The sequence below is a fragment of the Bradyrhizobium sp. 930_D9_N1_4 genome (assembly GCF_052076015.1).
Lineage (GTDB): Bacteria > Pseudomonadota > Alphaproteobacteria > Rhizobiales > Xanthobacteraceae > Bradyrhizobium.
Window position 1 is genome coordinate 5,245,470 of sequence record NZ_CP197236.1, and the last position, 19,652, is coordinate 5,265,121.

Below are 19,652 nucleotides of genomic sequence, written 5' to 3' on the forward strand. Positions count from 1 at the left end.
CTTAATCGCCTTTTGGGGTCCGGCATGGCAGATCTGAGGGACGCCCGCGTCCTCGTTACCGGCAGCGACGGCTTCATCGGTTCGCATGTCGTCGAGGAGCTGGTGAAAGCCGGGGCCCGCGTCAAGGCGATCGTCTACTACAACTCCTTCAATTCCTGGGGCTGGCTGGACACGGTGCCGGCCGAGATCATGACATCGGTCGAGGTCGTGGCCGGCGACATCCGCGATCCGCACTTCATGATCGCGGCCGCCAGCGGCTGCACCGACGTGCTGCACCTGGCGGCCCTGATCGCGATTCCCTTCTCCTATGTCGCGCCCGAATCCTACGTCGAGACCAACGTCCGCGGCACGGTGAACGTGCTCCAGGCGGCGCGGCAGGCCGGCGTACGGCGCTTCGTGCAGACCTCGACCAGCGAAGTCTACGGCTCGGCGCAGTTCGTGCCGATCAAGGAGAACCATCCGCTGGTCGGCCAATCGCCCTACTCGGCCTCGAAGATCGCGTCCGACCAGATGGCATTGTCGTTCCAGGCCTCGTTCGACATGCCGGTCGTCGTCATCAGGCCGTTCAACACCTACGGTCCCAGGCAATCCGCGCGCGCGGTCATTCCGACCATCATCAGCCAGATCGCGACGGGCAAGCGCAAGATCCGCCTCGGCGCGGTCAGCCCGACGCGTGACTTTTCCTACGCCACCGACACCGCGCGCGGGCTGATCGCGGGCCTCACCGCGCCGGCGGAGCAGACCGTCGGCCAGACCATCAATCTCGGCAGCGGCTTCGAGATCTCGGTCGGTGCGACCGTCGAGATGATCGCCGACGTGATGGGCGTGAAGATCGAGATCGAAACCGACGAGGCGCGCTTGCGTCCGGCCAACAGCGAGGTCGAGCGGCTCTGGGCCGACAATTCCAAGGCGCGCCAGCAGCTCGGCTGGGCACCGGAGTTCGGCGGGCTCGAAGGCATGCGCCGCGGCATCGAGCAGACCGCGAGCTGGTTCACCAACCCCGCCAATCTCAGCCGTTACAAGGCGGACGTCTACAATGTCTGAGGCAAAATTGGCTGCGACCAGATCCGAATCTTCCGCCTTCGATCCCACGGCCGTAGTCGACGCCGTCCGGCGCGCCGCAGGCACGCCCAACGGCATCCTCGGCCTGCACGAACCGGTCTTCGCCGGCAACGAGGTCCGCTATCTCGAAGAGTGCATCAAGAGCACCTTCGTCTCCTCGGTTGGCCCGTTCGTCGACCGCTTCGAGCGCATGCTGGAAGAGGTGACGGGCGCCAAACGCGCGGTCGCCGTCGTCAACGGCACCGCGGCGCTGCACGCCTGCTTCCGCCTCGCCGGCGTCGAGCCGGGCGACGAGGTGATGTCGCCCGCGCTGACCTTCATCGCGACCACCAACGCGATCGCCTATTGCGGCGCAGTGCCCCACTTCGTCGACAGCTCATTGGTCACGCTCGGCATGGATGCGCGCGCCCTCGCCCTGCGGCTCGCGGCGATTGCCGAGCGGACGCCCAAGGGCACCATCAATCGCGAAACCGGGCGCCGCATCGCCGCGATCACGCCGATGCACACCTTCGGACATCCGGTCGAGCTGGACGAGATCGCAGCGATCGCCCGGGAGTGGGGCATTGCGCTGGTGGAAGACGCCGCGGAATCCCTGGGATCGACCTACAAGGGCCACGCCGTCGGCTCGCAGGCCCGGCTCGCGGCGCTGAGCTTCAACGGCAACAAGATCGTCACCACCGGCGGCGGCGGAGCCATCCTCACCAACGACGAGGAACTGGGGCGCCGCGCCAAGCATCTCACCACCACCGCGAAGCTGCCGCACAAATGGGCCTTCGTGCATGACGAGATCGGCTTCAACTACCGCCTGCCCAATCTGAACGCCGCGCTCGGCTGCGCACAGCTCGAGCAGCTCGACGGATTCCTGGCGAGCAAACGCAAGCTCGCGGCCGCCTATGAGCGCGTCTTTGCCGACGTCGCCGGTGTGCGCTTCTCGCGCGAGCCCGAGAGCACCACGAGCAATTACTGGCTGAACGCAATCCTGCTCGACGAGGCCAACGCCGAACGGCGCGACGACGTACTCGCGGCACTGAACGAAGCCGGCTTCGGCGCGCGTCCGGCCTGGACGTTGATGCACCGGCTGCCGATGTTCGCACAAAACCCGCACGGCGATCTCGGCACGGCCGAATCGATCGAGCGCCGCCTGATCAACCTTCCTTCCAGTGCCAGCATCCGGGCCCGCGATGAGTGAACCAAGCCGCAAGATCTGTTTCGTCACGGGCAGCCGCGCCGATTTCGGCCTGATCATCTGGCCGATGCGGGCGATCCGCGAAACGCCCGGGCTGAGGCTTCAGCTGATTGCCACCGGCATGCATCTGTCGCCCGAGTTCGGCTACACCATCAACAACATCCGCGACGAAGGCTTCGACGTCGACGAGAGCGTCGAGACTCTGCTCTCGAGCGATTCAGGCGTCGGCGTCTCCAAGTCGGTCGGGCTCGGCGTGATCGGATTTGCCGACGCCTTCGCCCGGCTGAAACCGGACCTCGTCGTCGTGCTGGGCGATCGCTACGAGACTTTTGCGGCTGCGCAGGCCGCGATGTTCATGCGGCTGCCGATGGCGCATCTGTTCGGCGGCGACGTCACCGAGGGCGCGATCGACGAAGCCATCCGTCACGCCATCACCAAGATGTCGCATCTGCATTTTGCCACCAACGCCGACTCGGCGCGGCGGCTGACCCGGCTCGGCGAGGATCCTGCGCGCGTCTTCACCGTCGGCTCGCCCGGCATCGATTCGATCAAGCGTCTCAAGCTGATGGATCGCGAGACCATCGGCCATGAGGTCGGGATGAAGCTCGGCAAGCGCAACGTGCTGGTCACGTTCCACCCCGTCACGGTCGAGATGGACCGTTCGGTCGGCGCGCTGGATGAGCTGTTTGCTTCGCTCACCGCGCTCGATCCCGAGTTCAGCCTGTTCTTCACGCTTGCGAACGCCGATGCCGAAGGCCGCGCGCTCAACGAGCGGATCAAGGCCTTCGTCGCGGGCCGACCGAACGCCATCGCGGTCGCCTCGCTCGGACAGCTTCGCTACATCAGCCTGATGAACCAGGCCGATGCCGTCGTCGGCAATTCATCGAGCGGCATCTACGAAGCGCCCTCGCTCAACGTTCCGACCGTCGACATCGGCGACCGGCAGAAGGGACGCGAGCGCGCCGCCTCCGTGTTCCACGCCGCGCCCGATCGCGCGTCCATTTCGACGGCGATCGCCAGCGCGCTCGCGCGCGGACGGCAGCCGACAGTCAGCCCCTACGGCGACGGCGAGACCAGCCGCCGCGTCGCCGACAAGATCGCGTCGATTCCCGATTTCAACGCGCTGCTGAAAAAGGGCTTCTACGACGGCGAGGCTGCGACATGACGCGTACGCTCATCATCGCCGAAGCCGGCGTCAACCACTCCGGCAGTCTCGAGACCGCCCTCGCCTTGATCGACGCGGCCGCCGATGCCGGCGCCGACATCGTCAAGTTCCAGACCTTCAACGCGAGTTCGCTCGCGGGCAAGAGCGCGCGCAAGGCAGATTACCAGCAGCGCACCACGGACGCCGCCGAGAGCCAGCAGGCGATGCTCAAGCGGCTCGAATTGCCGCATTCGGCGCATCCGCCGCTGATCGCCCGCGCCAAGGAGCGCGGCATCGAATTCCTGTCGACGCCGTTCGACCATCAATCGCTCAATTTCCTGCTCACGCTCGGCCTGCCCCGGATCAAGATCGGCTCGGGCGATTTGACCAACGCGCCGCTGCTGCACGCGATCGCGCGCGCGGACAAGCCGCTGATCCTGTCGACCGGCATGGCGACGTTGATCGAGGTCGAGGAGGCGCTGGGCGTGCTCGCACACGGCTACGGCCGCGGCAACACGCCACCGAGTCTTACCTCATTCCGCGCCGCTTGGCGCGACGGCGACGCCCGCGCCCGACTGTCCGAGCGCGTCAGCCTGCTTCACTGCACGACCGAATATCCCTGCCCGCCCGAGGACGTGAATCTCGCGGCGATGCAGACGATGCGGACCGCCTTTCAGCTGCCGGTCGGCTACTCCGACCACACCGACGGCATTGAGATCTCGCTCGCGGCCGTGGCGATGGGTGCCACCGTCATCGAGAAGCATCTCACGCTTGACCGCAAGGCCGAAGGGCCGGATCACGCAGCTTCGATCGAGCCCGGCGATTTCAAACGCATGGTCTCCGCCATCCGCCGCATCGAGCAGGCACGCGGCGACGGCATCAAGACGCCCAAGAATTCCGAGATCAAGAACATCGACATTGCCCGCAAGAGCATCGTCGCCGCGCGCGCGTTGAAGGCAGGCGACGTGCTCACGCCCGAGGACCTCACCTGCAAGCGGCCTGGCTCCGGCCGGCCGCCGATCGAATATTGGTCGCTGGTCGGCACCACGGTCACCCGTCCCTATGACGAGGAAGACCCGCTATGAGGATCGGCTATTTCGGCGACGGCGTCTGGGCCCAACGCGCCTTCGCCCGGCTGATCGACGATCCCCGCTACACCATCGCCTTCGTCGCGGTGCGCGCATCGCGCCCGGATTCGACGCTTGTCGCGCTTGCGGAAGCGAAGGGCATCCCGGTGCTGAGCCCCAAGGCCGTCAACGCGCCGGAGAGCCTTGCCGAGTTCGCGGCATTTGCAGCCGAGCTTCACGTCTCGATGTCTTATGACCAGATTCTCCGCGAGGCAGTCCTGGCGCTGCCGCCGCGCGGCACGCTCAACTGCCATGCCGGCGCGCTGCCGTTCTATCGCGGCCGCAATCCGCTGACCTGGGCGCTGATCAACGGCGAGACCGAGTTCGGCATCACGGTTCACTGGGTCGATCTCGGCATCGACACCGGCGACATCGTGCGGCAGATCAAGGTGCCGATTTCCGCAACCGACAGCTATGCGACGCTGCTCAAGACGGCCGAGACGCTTTGCGCCGACACACTGGTCGATGCGATCTCCGACGTCTACCAAGGCATCGACAAGCGCATCGTGCAGTCGACGATCGATCCGGTCGGCCTTTATTGCTGCCGGCGCCGGGAGGGCGACGAGGAGATCGACTGGACGTCCGGCAGCGCGGCGCTCGAACGCTTCGTCCGTGCACTGGTGCCGCCCGGCCCCGGCGCGCGCACGATCTGGAAAGATAAATCCTACGCCATCCTTGCCGCCGAGCTGATCCCGGGCGCGAAATCCTATATCGGCGCCCCCGGCGAGGTGATCGGCCGGGACAGTGCCGGCATCCTAGTCAAGACCGGCGACAATTTCATTCGGATCACGCGCTGGGCGCCGGTCGGAACCGACGGCTCCGTTGCCGCGGCCCTCGTTCCGGATGCCACCCGTGGCAGCCGGCTCGGTCGAAATCTCCGGGCCGAACTGGCAAAGGCCGAGGCGAAACTGGCGGCTCTGGAGGCCAAATTGAGCCAAGGCCGCGGGGATTGACGTCCCTCTTCGCAGCCGCGATATAGCTGCTTTCTGATCGGGCGAGCGCCGATAAATGCGCGATTGCCCGCGAGGTCCATCACCATGAAGTCCTGGCAAAAAGCCATCGTTGGAACGGAAGCCACGGTGAGCGAGGCCATCGCCGCCATTGAAAGCGGCAGCATCCAGATTGCGCTGGTCCTCGACGACGGCAGGCTCAGCGGCATCGTCACCGACGGCGACATCAGACGCGGGCTGTTGCGTGGTATCCCGCTGAGCGGCCGCGCGATCGACGTGATGAACCCGTCTCCGGTGTCGGCGTCCGTCGTCCTGCCCCGCGACGAACGCCTGCGCCTGATGCGGCAGAAATCGATCAAGCAGCTTCCGCTGATCGACGCCGATAGCAAGGTCATCGGCGTCGAAACCTTCGACGAGCTGCTGGAAGCGCCACAATACGAAAACCCCGTGTTGATCATGGCCGGCGGTCTCGGCGAGCGCCTCGGCGCGCTGACGCGCGAGGTGCCGAAGCCGATGCTTCATGTCGGCGGCCGGCCGCTGCTCGAAACCATCGTGCGCAGTTTCGTGCAGCAGGGGTTTCGGAACATCTTCATCTCGGTGAACTATAAAGCCGAGCTGATCCAGAATCATTTCGGTGACGGCTCCACCTTCGGCGCGACAATCCGCTACATCCAGGAAACCGAGCGTCTCGGCACCGCGGGCGCCCTCGGCCTGTTTCCTTCGACGCCCGATCTGCCCCTCGTCGTGACCAATGGCGACATTCTCACGACCATCAATTACGGCGCGTTGGTCGACTTCCATAACGCAACGCCGGCGGAAGCCACGATGGCGGTGCGCGAGCACAAGGTTCATGTCCCCTACGGCGTCGTCACCGCGTCGGAAGGATATCTCCAGGTCATCCGGGAAAAGCCAACCGAGAGCTGGTTCGTGAGCGCCGGGATCTACGTGATCGGTCCCAACGTGTTCCGGCTCGTCGACCGCGGCGCCAAGGTCGACATGCCGACGGTGCTGGAGCGTGTCGTCGCGAGCGAGGGCCGCGTCGCAGTGTATCCGATCCGGGAGTACTGGCTCGACATCGGCCGCGTCGAGGATTTCGAGCAGGCCCATGCCGAGTTTCACGAGGTCTTCCAGTGAGCGCTCGCACCGCGGTGGTCGCAGGCCTGGGTTCGATCGGAACCCGCCATGCCCGCATCCTCGCGGAGCTCGGCCTTGCGGTCACGACCGTCAGCCGCCGCGGCGGCGGTGATTGCGGCAGCCTCGGTGACGCGCTGTCGCGCGGTCAGGTTGATTATGTCGTCATCGCCACCGAGACGGCACAACACGTCGATGCGTTGCGCGAGCTTGCGGACACGGGCTTTCGTGGCACCGTTCTGGTGGAAAAGCCGATGCTCGCAAGGTCCGAGCCGCTGCCCGCCTTCCCCTTTGCGAAACTGCTGGTCGCCTACAATCTGCGCTTCCATCCGGTGATGGCCGCGCTCGCCCGTCACATCGAGGGACGCTCCGCGATCACGGTGTCAGCCTATGTCGGACAGGACATCAGGGATTGGCGGCCCGGTCGCGACCATCGCGACACCGCATCCTCCACGGTTGCCGCAGGCGGCGGCGTGCTGCGTGACCTCAGCCACGAGCTTGACTATCTGCTCTGGCTGTTCGGGCCGTGGCAGCGTGTCGCCGCGCTCGGCGGCGCCTCCGGCGCACGCGATCTCGAGGTCGACGACCACCTCGCACTGCTGATGGAAATGGCGCGGGCGCAGGTCGTGCAGGTTCACCTCGATTATCTCGACCGCGCCGGTCTGCGCCGGATCCGCATCAACCTCGCCGACGAGACGATCGAGGCCGACATGGTCGGCGGCAGCCTGATCGTCAATGGCGTCGCCACGCCCTACGCGAGCGACCGTGACACCAGTTATCGGGCGATGCACCAGGCTGTACTGGCCAGCGATGGCCCGGTCTGCTCGCTCGCCGAAGGCATCGCCGTCGTGGATTTGATCGACGCCAGCGAGCGCGCGCTGAATTCGAAGAGCTGGGTTTTCGCATGAGCCTGATCTGCACCATATGTGCCCGCGGCGGCTCCAAAGGCGTCGTCGGCAAGAACAGCCGCCTCCTGCTGGGGCGGCCGATGCTGGCATGGACGATCGAGCAAGCGAAGCAGACCGGCCTCTTCACGGCGATCGCGTTCAGCAGCGACTCCGATGCCTTGCTCGATGAAGCGCTGCGCTCCGGCGCCGACATCGCCGTCAAGCGCCCGGACGAGATGGCGACCGACGCCGCGCCGAAAATTCCGGCGATCCGCCACTGTCTCGAACAGGCGATGCTGCGCACGGGGCACACGCCCGACATCTTCGTCGACCTCGACGTCACCTCGCCGCTGCGGCTCGCCTCCGATATCACCGGCGCGGTGGATTTGTTGCGGACCTCCGGCGCACCCAACGTCATCACCGGCGCGCCCGCCCGCCGCTCGCCCTATTTCAACCTCGTCGAAGAGCGCAAGGACGGCAGCGTCGGCCTGTCGAAGACCGCCGATCCGCCGATCGTGCGGCGGCAGGACAGCCCCCGCTGCTTCGACATGAACGCCTCGATCTACGTCTGGCGCGTCGCGTCATTCCTCGATAAGCCGGCGGTGTTCTATCCGGACACCCGCCTGTTCGAGATGCCGGAAGAACGTTCGGTCGACATCGATTCCGAGGTCGACTTCGCACTGGTCGAGCTCCTGCTGCGTCAACGTCAGGGACTTCAGGGAACATCATCATGACGAGCTTCAAGGCGCTGTTCGATCTCAAGGGGCGTACCGCCGTGGTCACCGGCGGCTGCGGCATTCTCGGCCGCCGCTTCGCCGACGGCCTTGCCGAATTCGGCGCCGATGTCGCCATCGTCGATCTCGACCAGGCGACCGCCGACGACGTTGCCGGCGATCTCGCCGCACGCCATTCCGTTCGTGCCAAGGGCTTTGGCTGCGACATCACCAATCCCGAGGCGGTGCGCGCCACGGCCGAGGCGATCGAGACCGGGCTCGGCACCGTGTCGATCCTGCTCAACAATGCCGCCAGCAAGACCCGCGACATCGACGCCTTCTTCGCGCCGGTCGAGAAATTCTCCCAGGAGACGTGGCGCGAGATCATGTCGGTGAACCTCGACGGCATGTTTACCGTCGCGCAGGTGTTCGGCGGCCGGATGGCCGAACTCGGCTATGGCAGCATCGTGCAGACCGCCTCGATCTACGGCCTGATGGCCCCTGATCAGCGCATCTACGAAGGCTCCGAATATCTCGGCCGCGCGATCAACACGCCGGCGGTTTACACGGCCTCGAAGGCGGGCGTGATCGGACTGACGAAGCACCTCGCCACCTACTGGGCCGCGAAGGGTGTGCGCGTCAACACGCTGACGCCGGGCGGCGTCGAAAGCGGGCAGAACGAGACCTTCAAGCAGCGTTACGGCAATCGCGTTCCGCTTGGGCGAATGGCGCGCGCCGACGAGATGGTCGGCGCCATGCTGTTCCTGGTTTCGGACGCGGCAGCCTACGTGACGGGCCAGAACATCGCGGTCGATGGTGGCCTGAGCGCCTGGTGAGCGACCTGCGATGCTGAAGCGCCTCGTTCACAACACCGTGGTTTCCGCGATCGTCTTCGGGCTGGTCGCGGTTCTCGGCGTGATCGTGATTCCGATCATCATCCGGACCTGGGGCGTCGCGGAATTCGGGCTGATCGTGCTGACGCGCCTGTTCCTGTCGTCGGGCCTGATCGGCGTGATCGACTTCGGCCTGTCCGAGGTCACCACGCAGGTCGTGGCGCGCGCGCGCGAGCACCGCGACCTCAAGCTCGGCGGCAGCCAGATCCTGCTCCTGTTGCTGGTCTCGCTGCTGCTCGGCGGGGTGCTGACCCTGTTCATCTGGTTCACCACCCCGTGGATCGTCGCGCAGTTCAAGATCGAGCCGGGTCACGTCGCAAGCTTCACCAGCATGCTGCTCGCAACGGCACTGTGTAATCTGGTGCTGTTCCCTGCCCTGGTCGCCGAAGGCGTCGTCAAGGGTTTCGAACGCTACGGCTCGCTGCGGATCTGCGAATTCCTGACCACCGCACTCTACGTCGCCGCCACGGTCTACGCCGCACAGTCCGGGCAACCTTACGAGTACGTCGCCTATTACTTCCTCGCGAGCACTCTGCTGCGCGCCGTCATCCTGTTCGGCGCGGCGATCGCAGCGCTCAGCCGCACTTCGGTCAGACTGTCGCTGCCGGCACGTTCCGTCAGCCGCGAGGTCATGACCCGCTGCATCCTGGTGATGCAGGGCAAACTGGTCGGCGGCATCATCGCGCCGATCCAGCCGTTCCTGATCGGCATGTATATCGGTCCTCAAAGCGTCGGCATCTACGACACGCTGGTCCGCATCCCCCGCCTCGCCAAGGTGGTCGCCAGCCTTCTTACTTCCGCGCTGTTGCCGGTTGTGAGCCGGCTCGACCAGCGCAACGACCCGAAGCAGTTCAACCGCTTCGGCGAGACTGGAATCATTCTACTTCCGATCCTCACCATGCCGCCTTTCGTCGCAGCCGCGGTGATGTCGCGCGAGATCATGCAGATCTGGATCGGCCCGCAGATCATGTCCTACGCCCCCTGGATGGGCGTGATGTTCATCGTGACGATGAGCGTCCAGTACCTGATTTTCGGCAACACGCTGTTCATGACGCGAACCAAGACCCAGGCACGCCTCAACATGCTGTTGATGATCCACATCGTGATCTGGGCGGCCGTCACCGCGGTGACGGCGCATCTGTTTGCCGAGCGCGCGTTCATTCTCGGCCAGGTGGTTGGAACCGTCGTGATCCTGCCCTGGCAGATCTCGACCTTCATCCGGGAACTCGACGCCGACCCGAAGCGCTTCTGGCGCATCCTGTCGGTGCATTGGGCGGTGCTTCTCGTCGCAGCGCTGCTGCTCGCCGCGGCCCTGCACGTCATGCCCGAGCCCGGCCTGATCGGCCTGGCGCTGTTGATGACGGCATTTTGCGCCGCGACATGGGCGGCACAATATTTCCTGGTCCTGGGCCGGGAACAGCGCAAACAGATCAGCGGCTTGAGGCGATCGCTGTTCGGCGACAGGGCGTCTCCAGCAGCACTTTAGGGTAGAAAAGGGTATGACTTGGAGCTAAAGACGTGGGGTTAAACAGGCCTTGTTTTCCCGTTGTCGAGCGAGCCCCAATGACGACCATCGATGCCGGTGTCCAGACGCCAAAGAAGCAGAAGCAGAGCCAGCTCCGTCGCCTGCTCTGGCACGTCAATCGGACCGATCTCGGCTGGGTGACCAAGACCGCGATCGCAAGCATGCAGCCGGGCGCGCGCACCAAGCGCCGCGCCGTTCTCGAACAGCTGCCGACCGCGCCGGAGTGGAGCGCGGCAAGCCGTCAGCTCGACCATGACGGCTATGTCGATGTCAGCTCGCTGGTCGATCGCTCGCTCGCACAAGCAGTTCTCGACGTCGGCCAGTCCAAGGTTGCGCGGCTCGACGAGCTGTCGGCGAAGCAGCAGCTCGGGCACAAATCGTTCTGGGTCAGCCTGCTCGACGAGGATCTCGTCAACGGCGCGTTTGCGACCGACCATCCCTTCGTGCGCTACGCCTTGCAGCCGGGCATGCTCCGCATCATCGGCGACTACATGCACGACCTGCCGCAACTCTCCGACGTGCTGCTGACCCTGTCGCGCCCGACCGAGAACAAGGCGCTGAGCTATTCGCAGCTCTGGCATCTCGATCACGACGACAAGCGGGTCTGCAAGCTCTTCATCTACCTCACCGACGTGCGCGACACCGCCGACGGCCCGTTCACCTTCATTCCGGCGCCGCCGTCGCGGTCGTTCCGCAACACCATCAAGAGCCACATGAGCGACGACAAGGTGTTCGCCAAGGTGGACCGCTCCGCCGTGAAGGAGCTGGTGGCACCGCGGCTGACCTCGTTCATCGTCAACACCGCGCGCTGCCTGCACATGGGCAGCCGGATCCTGTCGGAGCGTACGCGCCTGCTCTACACGGCGACCTATATCCAGCCGCCGCGCATGTATCCCGAGCCGGCACCGCGCTTCCGCGCGGCCGGCCCGCTCTCGGATGTCGAGCGGGCGGTGATGCGCCTCTGATCCGCTAAGGGGCAGGAAGCCGATCATGCGTGTCGGACTGGTGGTCGACCACCCCAAGCGCGATTTGCCGGGGGCCGTGCTGCTCGCCTATCAACTCGCCTCGCGCGGGGTCTCGGTCGCAATCGTGCCGATGTACGAGCAGGCGGTCGACGTGCCCCGGCTCGGTCTCGACGCGCTGGTCGTCAACTATGCGCGCGACGCCAATCTCGATTTGATGCGCAGTTTCGCCAGAGCCGGCCTGCCGCTCTATGTGCTCGACACCGAAGGCGGCGTGCTCGCCGACCGCGGCGGCAACTCGCCGCCGGCGATGGCCGCCTATATCGGCAAGAGCGGCTATGCCGATATCCTCTCCGGCTATTTCTTCTGGGGCAGCAGCCTGCACAACGCGTTCCGCGACGCAGCTGCCATGAAGCCGGAGCAACTGCATCTCACCGGCTGTCCGCGTTTCGATTTCGCAGCGCCGCACTGGCGCGCGCTGCTCGACGGCGAGCCGCGCGGCTATCTGCTGGTCAACGCCAACTTTCCGCTGGTCAATTCGCGCTTCAGCAACAAGCCTGGCGCCGAACGCGAGGCCATGGTGCGGGCGGGCTGGGACGGCGACTATATCGACCGTTTCCTTGCCGATCTGAAGCAGGTCTTCGCCGGCTATCTCGAGGCGATCCGCAAGCTCGCGGCGGCACGCCCGGACCGGGCCATCCTGATCCGGCCGCATCCGTTCGAGAGCGAGCAGGTCTATCGCGACGTGGTCGCCGGTCACGCCAATGTCGTCGTCGACGGCAGCGGGAGCGTGCTCGATCGCATCCGCAACGCCGCCGCCATCATCCATCTCAACTGCGGCACCGCGGTCGAATCCGTCATGCTCGGCAAGCTGCCGGTTCAGCTCGAATACCTCAACACGCCAATAACGGCAGGCCACGCCTCGCTGCCGGCCCGCGTGAGCCGCCCTGTCGAGTCCTTCGACGCGCTGCTCGCGGTGGTCGACAATGTCGATGCGGAGACCAGGGCCTTCGACTTCGCCGGCGTGCATACCGCCGACGTCGAGGCCTTCTTCCACCACAATGACGGGCTCGCGGCCGAGCGCGTGGCCGAGGTACTCACCCGCCAAAGCCAACGCCGCGGCTACGTGTCGCTCGCAACTGCGCTGAACGGCACCCGCGCCCATGCAAGCCTTGGACAAATCGCCAAGGGCGCCGCCAGCCTGGTCCTGGGATCCGCAGTGACGGAAAACCTCCGTGCCCGCGTCAATCCGGCGCGGCGCGACAAGCGGATCGCTCCCGGCGCCGTCGCGTACCTGCTGGAGCGCATTGCGCAGCACGATGATGCCGCGCCGGCGAGCTTCAAGGCGGCGCGGGCACGCTGTGCAACCACGGGCCTGCCCCTCGCCAGCATCGCCATCGAGAAATCTCCGACACGGGCATGAACGCGCCCCTGCTCCAGCCCGGCAGCGCAAGCGGATCGTCGCAGCATCCGCGGATGCTGCCGTCCGACTGGAAATATTCGGTGCTGCTGGTGCTCGCGGTCCTGGCCGCCTACGGTCCGATGGCGCTGATCAACGACATACTGTGGGACGATTGGGTCGTCCGCGCCCATGCGCAGGCGGGCACGCTCTGGGAATTGTCGAAGCAGGCCGGAAGCCGCGAAGTCTACCCGCTGCTCAACTGGTTCGCGACGTCGCCGCCGCGTGCGACGGTCATGATGGAGCTGGTGCTGTTCTGCGTCATGGCTCCGATGATCTACGCCATCATCCGCCGCGCCACGGCTTGGTCCGCACAGGAAGCGTTCTGGGCGGCGCTGCTCACAGCCCTTGTGCCACTCAACCAGGCCCGTTTCGTCCTGGTCACACTGACCTATGCATGCTCGTCGTTCTGCTTCGTGCTCGCGCTTGTGCTTCTGTTGCGCGACCTCGAGACACCATCGCTCAAACGCCGCGCGGCATCGGTGCTGCTGCTGGCGATGGCTTTCACCACCAATTCGTTCCTCGTGCTGGCGTGGCTGCCGCCTGCGATCGTGGCGTTCGATGCCTGGCGACGATCGGACACCTCGTCCTCGCGGTCGCAGCGCTTCGGTGCAATGATCCGCGCCGTGGCGCGGCGAGCGGAACTGTTGCTGCTGCCGCCGGTCTATTGGGCCGCGAAGAAGATCCTCGAGCCGACTTACGGCATCTATGCCAACTACAACAAGTTCGAGGTCGATCCGGTCTCGGCGCTGATCCGGACCTTCAGGGTGGTCTTCGAGCAGTTCGAGAACGTCGATTATTTGCTGCCTCCGCGCGCGGACCTGCCGCAGCTTTGCATCGAAGCCGCGATCGCCATTGTGCTGCTCGGCGGACTGGCGATGGTCTGGCGCCTGCCGCTCCGCCTCCCCCGCGACGGATCCGGCGCCTCGCGCTGGTGGGTCCACGGGCTGATGCTCGTCATTGCAGCGGCGCTCGTCATCTCCTCACTGTTTCCCTATGTGCTCGTTGGCAAGCCTCCCCGCTTCAACGGGCTCTGGGAGACGCGCAACCAGACCACGCTGATGCTGGTGAGCGGCTTTGTCATTGTCGCCGTGTTGCGGCTGGTCCTGCCCCGCGTGCTTCTTCCTGTTACGGCAGCCGCGATCTGTGCCGGGTTCCTGGTGCTCGACATGTCGGTCACCCACCGCCTGCTGGCCGACGCGATGGAGGCGCGCGCGATCTCCGCACAGTTCAGGCAGCAGCCGTCGCCGCCGGGGACGATGATGTTCGTGCGCGAGAACGACCGCGACTATCGCACCATGGGGCGCTTCCTGCCGTTCTACGAATTGTCCTATCTGGTCAATTCGCGCGACCTGGGCTTCTCGCGCATGGCCCTGTCCAATCGCGAAATTCTCGAGCCGGCCACCGGCACCTATCCGGTCGCGGTCAGCCCCGTGGTGATCGAGGCCTTGGGCAAGCTCTGCGAGACCCACCGGCAGCATCCGCAATTCGGCTTCGCCGACTTCGTGCCCAACGGCCAGATCGAGACGGTCAATCTCGTTTCGGCACGGCCTCGCCCCGGCGCGCTCGAGATTCTCGGCGATGCCATCCGGATTGCAGGCGGCGACGCCCCGGACCCGTCGGAACTGGTCCGGATCGAGCGCAGCACAGCCCCGGTCGGGGGAGCATGCTCGTCGCCCTGCTGTCGCGGCTGAGCAGACCTGGAACTTGTTGCTGGCGCGAAAACGCGGGTTTTCCGGAGCGAAATCGCCCCGGCGGTTGTGATATGGGTCAAGTTGCGATATTGGGCCGCTTGTTCCAGGGCGCGATCCGCTACATCGTCTGACGCCGACGCCCGCCATCTCGCAAAGCACCCTCGCCCTCATGTCCGCCGACAAGACGATCCTGATCACGACGCTTGCGGAATACCAGACCCGGTTCTGGATTCCGGTGGCGCAACGTCTGCGCGCGGCAGGACACGCGGTCGAGCTGCTCGCCTTCGACGATCGCAGCGCCGAAATGTCCGGGGCCGCGGGCGTGCCGTGCACGAACATGTACCGGGACGGCCTCAAGGCCAGCCCCTCACCCGACGACCGGCAGGCTTTCGACGCGCGCATCCAGGCCTACGGCCTCGACGGCTCCAACTTTTTGTTCAGCCACGAGCGCTTCACCTTCGGCATCCGCGACACCGCGGCACTACGTCGGCGCTTCATGATCTACACCAATGCCATGGAGACGCTGCTCGACCGGCTGGAGAGCCAGGGCAAACGCGTCGAGTTGGTGCAGGAGCTCGGCGGCTTCCTTTCCGTGATCACGAGCTTCTATGCCGCGAAGCGCCGCGGCATCCGCAACTGGTTCATCGAGCCGTCGTTCTTCCGTGGACGGATGTATTTCACGCCCGACAGTTTCGGCGCACCCGAGATGATGGCAAAGCCCGCCGACTCGGTGTCGTCCGACGTCAAATCCTATCTCGATGCCACGCTGAACCAGCGCGCGATCGTGATCCCGAAGAAGGATGCGCATCACTACTCGGCCGCCTTCAAGAAGGTGGTGAATTTGCGCAACTCGCGACGCCTCGCCGAAAAGCTGTGGGACCAGTTCGCGCTCGGCAAACATCAGGAGTTCGGACACAATCTCAGGCACGCTCGGGTGCACGCGATGATGGCCGTCAACGCGGCGCGGCTGCGCAAGCTCTACCGTCCGATCCCCGAGACGCCGTTCGTCTACTATCCCTTCCACGTCCCCGCCGACATGGCGCTGACGCTGCGCGCGCCCGATTATCTCGACCAGGTCGCAACCGTCGACTTCCTGCTGCGGACGATCCCGGATTCGCATGTGCTCGTCGTCAAGGAGCATCCCGCGCAGATCGGCGCGATCTCGGCAGATCGCCTGTTCGAGCTGGCACGGCGTTTCGACAATCTTGTGCTGCTGCCGCCGCAGACCAACAATTACGCCGTCCTCAACCGGGCCGATGCCGTGATCTCCGTCAACAGCAAGTCGGGTGCCGAAGCGCTGCTGCTCGGCAAGCCGGTCGTGGTGATGGGCGATGCGTTCTATCGTACCTGCCCGCTGGTCTATTCGACCGACCGTCTCGCCGACGTGCCGCAGCGCTTGCGCGAGGCGCTGCGGGCCGGGCCGTTCGATCCCGCCGGCGGAGCACCCTATTTCGAAGCCGCGTGGCGGCGCTCGTTCCCCGGCGAGCTCTACATCGGCGACCCCACCCTGCTCGACACTTTCACGGCCTCCTTGCAGGCCGCGCTCGCCGAGCCTGCGGCCGCTCACTGAACGGATCACGCGATGCCCCTCGTCTCCATCATCATGCCGTCCTGGAACGTCGAGAGCTGCATCGAGGAAACCATCCATTCGGTGCAGGCCCAGACTTTCGACGACTGGGAGCTGCTGATTGCCGATGACTGCTCGACGGATCGCACGCCCGCGATCATCGCGGAGATCGGCACGCGCGATCCCCGCGTCAAGCTGATCCGGATGGCGAAGAACGGCGGCCCGGCGCTGGCGCGTCAGGCCTCGATCGACCAGGCGCAGGGCCGCTATCTCGCCTTCCTCGACAGCGACGATCTGTGGCTACCGGCCAAGCTCGAACGCCAACTTGCCTTTGCCCGCGAGAAGCGTGCCGCCCTGAGCTACACCGCGTTCCGCCGCATCGACGAGGCCAACACCATGTCGGGGCGGCTGATCGGGGTGCCGGCATCACTGAGCTACAATCAGCTGCTGAAGAACACCGCGATCGCGACGCTGACGGCTTTGGTCGACCGCGAGATTTCGGGGCCCGTCGCGATGACGAACGAGGGCTATGACGATTTCTGCCTGTGGCTCTCCATCCTCAAGCGCGGCCACATCGCGTACGGCCTCAACGAGGATTTGGCGCGCTACCGTGTGAGGGGCTCGTCCGTCTCCAGCCGTCCGGCGCGCTCCGCCAAATGGGTCTGGAACATCTATCGCAACGTCGAGAAGCTGCCGCCGCTCAAATCAGCCTGGTGCTTCGGCCATTGGGCCGCGCGCGCCTGGCTGAAGCGGCGCGAATTCTAGCAGCAAGCGACGTTTTGAGCTGGCGCGCTGGCAAGCGCCGGGCGACCACCTGCAATAGCCGGAAATCAACATTGCGACCCGGTTCGGTTGTCACTAGTCTGCCCGAATCGAAGGGGGCTTTGCGTGTACAATCAGGACGTTATGCCGTTGGCGGCGCACCCCTTCGCCACGCGCAGAGCCAACCTTGCCTGGGCGCTGAGCAGCCTGTTTCCTGCGATCTTTCTGCTCGGTCTGTTTGCGCTGACTTTCCGCAGTGCGCCCGAGCACGATGATTTCTGCTTCTCGGATCTGTACGCGCGGCACGGGTTCATCCAGACCATCTCGATCATCTATCATTCGCTGTCGGGCCGGGTGGTGGCCCTGTTCCTGAGCCAGATTCCAACAGCGATCTCCGAGGCTGCGAATGTCAGCCTGCTATCGGCCTATTCGCTGACGCTGATCGCGTGTGCCGGCCTGTTCCTGTTCGCCTCGGCTGTCGCGACGATCCGTGCATGGCCCCGCGCCGGCGCGCTGCAAGTGACCTTTCTCACCCTGGCGTTTGCGAGCACCGTGGTCGGTGCGGCGCCGAGCCTGCGCGAACTGCTTTACTGGCTGGCGGGCCTGACGTGCTACGTTCCGCCTGCGCTCCTCACCATTCTGATCCTTGGCGAGTGCGTTCGGGCGCTCGACACCGATACGGAATTCTCCCTGCCACTGACCATCGCCATGGCCCTGGGCGGAGTGGTCGCCGCGATGTGCAATGAGTTCACCGGCCTCTGGCTGCTGCTGATCCTCGCCGCATCCCTGCTCGCGCGTCACCTGTTCGGTCAGCCGCGCCAGATCGCGCATCATGGCCTGATCGCCATAACGATCGCTGTCGGCTTTGTCGTGGTGGCGTCGGCCAGCGGCAACAGCACGCGCATGGAGCAGCTGCCGAATGCCGGTCACTTCCTGCCGTCGCTGTTCAACGGCTTCCGCGATTCACTGATCGGGCTCGGCCGGTTTTTCCGCGAGCCCGCAATCATCGTCTCGCTGATCACCGCGGGCGCCATCGCCTTGATCGAGCCGGAGCCGGCCAGGCCGGCATCCGCCAACGACAAGATGCTGGCGTTCGGCATCGCCGCCGTCTGCCTCGCCTGCTGCTACTTCGAATATTCCGCGCATCAATATGCGACGGGATTCCGACTGGTCGAACGCGCGCAGAACCAGGCGTTGATCCTGCTTCTGTTCGGATCGATGCTGAGTATCAGGCTGCTTGTCCGGGCTTACCGCCTGCCATTACGCGCGCGGCTTTCGGCAAGCGGTGGCCTCCTCGGTCCGGTGGCCCTGCCGGCGGGCCTTGGACTTCTCATGATCGCCTCGCTCGGCCTCAGCTCGACGTCGTCGCTGCTGTGCAGGCAGTGGCAGGACCTCGATCCCTACTGGCAGGAAAGCCTCGCCCGGCACGTCCTCCTGACGACCAGCCAGGAGGCGGTGGTCGCCGTCCCCCGGCACACATGGACGCCGTCCCTGCTGATGACATCCGACGTCACGGCCGATCCCGACCGATTGCCGAACGACTGCATCGCCAGATATTATCACAAGTCAGCGATCCACGTCGCCGATTCCCCGCGTTGACCAATTGCCCTTTGCCAGAGACATGAACGTGAAAACAATCAGCGTGATCACGCCCTGCTACAACGAAGAGCTGAACGTCAGGGATTGCTACGAGGCGATCCGGAAGATCTTCGACACCGAGCTCAAGGGCTACCAGCGCGAGCACATCTTCTGCGACAACGCCTCCGACGATCGCACCGTTGAGATCCTGCGCGAGATCGCGGCGCAGGATCCGGCGGTCAAGGTCATCGTCAATGCACGCAATTTCGGGCCGCTGCGCAACACCTATAACGGGGTGATGGCGAGCAAGGGCGACGCCGTTCTGCTGTTCATGCCGGCGGATATGCAAGACCCGCCCGACCTGCTGCCCCAATTCGTCAAGCTGTGGGAGGCCGGCAACGAGATCGTCTACGGTATCCGCGCGGTGCGCGAGGAAAGCCGCCTGATGCGCGGGCTCCGCGATGCCTACTACCGCGTGCTGACCAGGTTTTCCGAGCTCAAGGTGCCTCCTGGTGTCGGCGACTTCCAGCTCGTCGACCGGCGCGTCGTCGAGGCCATGCGTCACGTCCGTGACGCCTATCCGTTCATGCGGATGATGACGTTCGAGTGCGGCGGCCGCATGGTCGGCGTGCCCTACACCTGGCGCGAGCGCAAGAAGGGGTTTTCGAAGAACCGCGCCAGCGCCCTGATCGACCAGGGCCTCAACGGGCTGGTCTCCTTTACCACGGCGCCGGTCCGCTTCGGCTTGCTCGCGGGCTTCCTGATCTCGGCCTTGAGTATTGCCTACGCCATCGTCAATTTCATCATCGGCCTGGTGCTCTATCAGAAGCTCGCTGAGCCCGGCATCCTCACCCTGATCGTCGCCATGTTCTTCTTCGGCGGCGTGCAATTGTTCTTCATGGGGATGATCGGCGAATACGTGCTCGCGATCTACGGACAGGTGCGCGAAAAGCCCGTGGTGTTCGAGCGCGAGCGGGTGAATTTCGATCCGCCACCGTCCCCGGGCGCTTGA

At 65.3% G+C, this 19,652-nt stretch carries 17 protein-coding genes; all 17 read left to right on the forward strand.

What is annotated here, in order from left to right:
• Nucleotides 1-24 precede the first annotated feature (24 nt).
• On the forward strand, nucleotides 25-1,044 hold the full coding sequence (locus tag AB7532_RS25000) for an NAD-dependent 4,6-dehydratase LegB (protein ID WP_441237350.1): 1,020 nt from the start codon (nucleotides 25-27) through the stop codon (nucleotides 1,042-1,044).
• On the forward strand, nucleotides 1,037-2,251 hold the full coding sequence (locus AB7532_RS25005) for a LegC family aminotransferase (RefSeq protein ID WP_441237351.1): 1,215 nt from the start codon (nucleotides 1,037-1,039) through the stop codon (nucleotides 2,249-2,251). The genes AB7532_RS25000 and AB7532_RS25005 overlap by 8 nt, the downstream gene beginning before the upstream one ends.
• Complete coding sequence (neuC, locus tag AB7532_RS25010) at nucleotides 2,244-3,413, forward strand: UDP-N-acetylglucosamine 2-epimerase (protein ID WP_441237352.1); 1,170 nt, start codon at nucleotides 2,244-2,246, stop codon at nucleotides 3,411-3,413. Before AB7532_RS25005 ends, neuC begins: the two co-directional genes overlap by 8 nt.
• Nucleotides 3,410-4,477, forward strand: a complete 1,068-nt coding sequence (neuB, locus tag AB7532_RS25015) for an N-acetylneuraminate synthase (RefSeq protein WP_441237353.1) — start codon at nucleotides 3,410-3,412, stop codon at nucleotides 4,475-4,477. The genes neuC and neuB overlap by 4 nt, the downstream gene beginning before the upstream one ends.
• Nucleotides 4,474-5,472: a methionyl-tRNA formyltransferase gene (locus AB7532_RS25020; RefSeq protein WP_441237354.1), complete on the forward strand. Its 999-nt coding sequence runs from the start codon at nucleotides 4,474-4,476 to the stop codon at nucleotides 5,470-5,472. The genes neuB and AB7532_RS25020 overlap by 4 nt, the downstream gene beginning before the upstream one ends.
• An 84-nt stretch (nucleotides 5,473-5,556) precedes the next feature.
• Nucleotides 5,557-6,603 (forward strand): nucleotidyltransferase family protein, encoded by a 1,047-nt coding sequence (locus AB7532_RS25025; protein WP_441237355.1) that lies wholly within the window; start codon nucleotides 5,557-5,559, stop codon nucleotides 6,601-6,603.
• Nucleotides 6,600-7,508, forward strand: a complete 909-nt coding sequence (locus AB7532_RS25030) for a Gfo/Idh/MocA family protein (RefSeq protein ID WP_441237356.1) — start codon at nucleotides 6,600-6,602, stop codon at nucleotides 7,506-7,508. The genes AB7532_RS25025 and AB7532_RS25030 overlap by 4 nt, the downstream gene beginning before the upstream one ends.
• Nucleotides 7,505-8,221 carry an acylneuraminate cytidylyltransferase family protein gene (locus AB7532_RS25035; protein ID WP_441237357.1) on the forward strand — a complete coding sequence of 239 codons (717 nt, stop codon included), beginning with the start codon at nucleotides 7,505-7,507 and terminating at the stop codon, nucleotides 8,219-8,221. Before AB7532_RS25030 ends, AB7532_RS25035 begins: the two co-directional genes overlap by 4 nt.
• A complete protein-coding gene (locus AB7532_RS25040) occupies nucleotides 8,218-9,036 on the forward strand; it encodes an SDR family oxidoreductase (RefSeq protein ID WP_441237358.1) in 819 nt (272 codons plus the stop codon). Before AB7532_RS25035 ends, AB7532_RS25040 begins: the two co-directional genes overlap by 4 nt.
• Nucleotides 9,037-9,046: 10 nt before the next feature.
• Complete coding sequence (locus AB7532_RS25045; RefSeq protein ID WP_441237359.1) at nucleotides 9,047-10,579, forward strand: oligosaccharide flippase family protein; 1,533 nt, start codon at nucleotides 9,047-9,049, stop codon at nucleotides 10,577-10,579.
• Between the two features lie 77 nt (nucleotides 10,580-10,656).
• Entirely contained in the window at nucleotides 10,657-11,583 is a 927-nt protein-coding gene (locus tag AB7532_RS25050) for a hypothetical protein (protein ID WP_441237360.1), read from the forward strand.
• Nucleotides 11,584-11,608: 25 nt separating this feature from the next.
• On the forward strand, nucleotides 11,609-13,003 hold the full coding sequence (locus AB7532_RS25055; RefSeq protein ID WP_441237361.1) for a surface carbohydrate biosynthesis protein: 1,395 nt from the start codon (nucleotides 11,609-11,611) through the stop codon (nucleotides 13,001-13,003).
• On the forward strand, nucleotides 13,000-14,733 hold the full coding sequence (locus tag AB7532_RS25060) for a hypothetical protein (protein ID WP_441237362.1): 1,734 nt from the start codon (nucleotides 13,000-13,002) through the stop codon (nucleotides 14,731-14,733). The genes AB7532_RS25055 and AB7532_RS25060 overlap by 4 nt, the downstream gene beginning before the upstream one ends.
• A 169-nt stretch (nucleotides 14,734-14,902) precedes the next feature.
• A complete protein-coding gene (locus tag AB7532_RS25065) occupies nucleotides 14,903-16,303 on the forward strand; it encodes a capsular polysaccharide export protein, LipB/KpsS family (RefSeq protein WP_441237363.1) in 1,401 nt (466 codons plus the stop codon).
• Nucleotides 16,304-16,315: 12 nt separating this feature from the next.
• Nucleotides 16,316-17,065, forward strand: a complete 750-nt coding sequence (locus AB7532_RS25070; RefSeq protein ID WP_441237364.1) for a glycosyltransferase family 2 protein — start codon at nucleotides 16,316-16,318, stop codon at nucleotides 17,063-17,065.
• A 141-nt stretch (nucleotides 17,066-17,206) separates the two neighbouring features.
• Complete coding sequence (locus tag AB7532_RS25075) at nucleotides 17,207-18,661, forward strand: DUF6056 family protein (protein ID WP_441239351.1); 1,455 nt, start codon at nucleotides 17,207-17,209, stop codon at nucleotides 18,659-18,661.
• A gap of 22 nt (nucleotides 18,662-18,683) precedes the next feature.
• A complete protein-coding gene (locus tag AB7532_RS25080) occupies nucleotides 18,684-19,652 on the forward strand; it encodes a glycosyltransferase family 2 protein (RefSeq protein ID WP_441237365.1) in 969 nt (322 codons plus the stop codon).

Coding starts and splice junctions, on each gene's coding strand:
- AB7532_RS25000 (WP_441237350.1), top strand. CDS start 25: ATGGCAGATCTGAGGGACGCCCGCGTCCTCGTTACCGGCAGCGACGGC.
- AB7532_RS25005 (WP_441237351.1), top strand. CDS start 1,037: ATGTCTGAGGCAAAATTGGCTGCGACCAGATCCGAATCTTCCGCCTTC.
- neuC (WP_441237352.1), top strand. CDS start 2,244: ATGAGTGAACCAAGCCGCAAGATCTGTTTCGTCACGGGCAGCCGCGCC.
- neuB (WP_441237353.1), top strand. CDS start 3,410: ATGACGCGTACGCTCATCATCGCCGAAGCCGGCGTCAACCACTCCGGC.
- AB7532_RS25020 (WP_441237354.1), top strand. CDS start 4,474: ATGAGGATCGGCTATTTCGGCGACGGCGTCTGGGCCCAACGCGCCTTC.
- AB7532_RS25025 (WP_441237355.1), top strand. CDS start 5,557: ATGAAGTCCTGGCAAAAAGCCATCGTTGGAACGGAAGCCACGGTGAGC.
- AB7532_RS25035 (WP_441237357.1), top strand. CDS start 7,505: ATGAGCCTGATCTGCACCATATGTGCCCGCGGCGGCTCCAAAGGCGTC.
- AB7532_RS25040 (WP_441237358.1), top strand. CDS start 8,218: ATGACGAGCTTCAAGGCGCTGTTCGATCTCAAGGGGCGTACCGCCGTG.
- AB7532_RS25045 (WP_441237359.1), top strand. CDS start 9,047: ATGCTGAAGCGCCTCGTTCACAACACCGTGGTTTCCGCGATCGTCTTC.
- AB7532_RS25050 (WP_441237360.1), top strand. CDS start 10,657: ATGACGACCATCGATGCCGGTGTCCAGACGCCAAAGAAGCAGAAGCAG.
- AB7532_RS25055 (WP_441237361.1), top strand. CDS start 11,609: ATGCGTGTCGGACTGGTGGTCGACCACCCCAAGCGCGATTTGCCGGGG.
- AB7532_RS25060 (WP_441237362.1), top strand. CDS start 13,000: ATGAACGCGCCCCTGCTCCAGCCCGGCAGCGCAAGCGGATCGTCGCAG.
- AB7532_RS25065 (WP_441237363.1), top strand. CDS start 14,903: ATGTCCGCCGACAAGACGATCCTGATCACGACGCTTGCGGAATACCAG.
- AB7532_RS25070 (WP_441237364.1), top strand. CDS start 16,316: ATGCCCCTCGTCTCCATCATCATGCCGTCCTGGAACGTCGAGAGCTGC.
- AB7532_RS25075 (WP_441239351.1), top strand. CDS start 17,207: ATGCCGTTGGCGGCGCACCCCTTCGCCACGCGCAGAGCCAACCTTGCC.
- AB7532_RS25080 (WP_441237365.1), top strand. CDS start 18,684: ATGAACGTGAAAACAATCAGCGTGATCACGCCCTGCTACAACGAAGAG.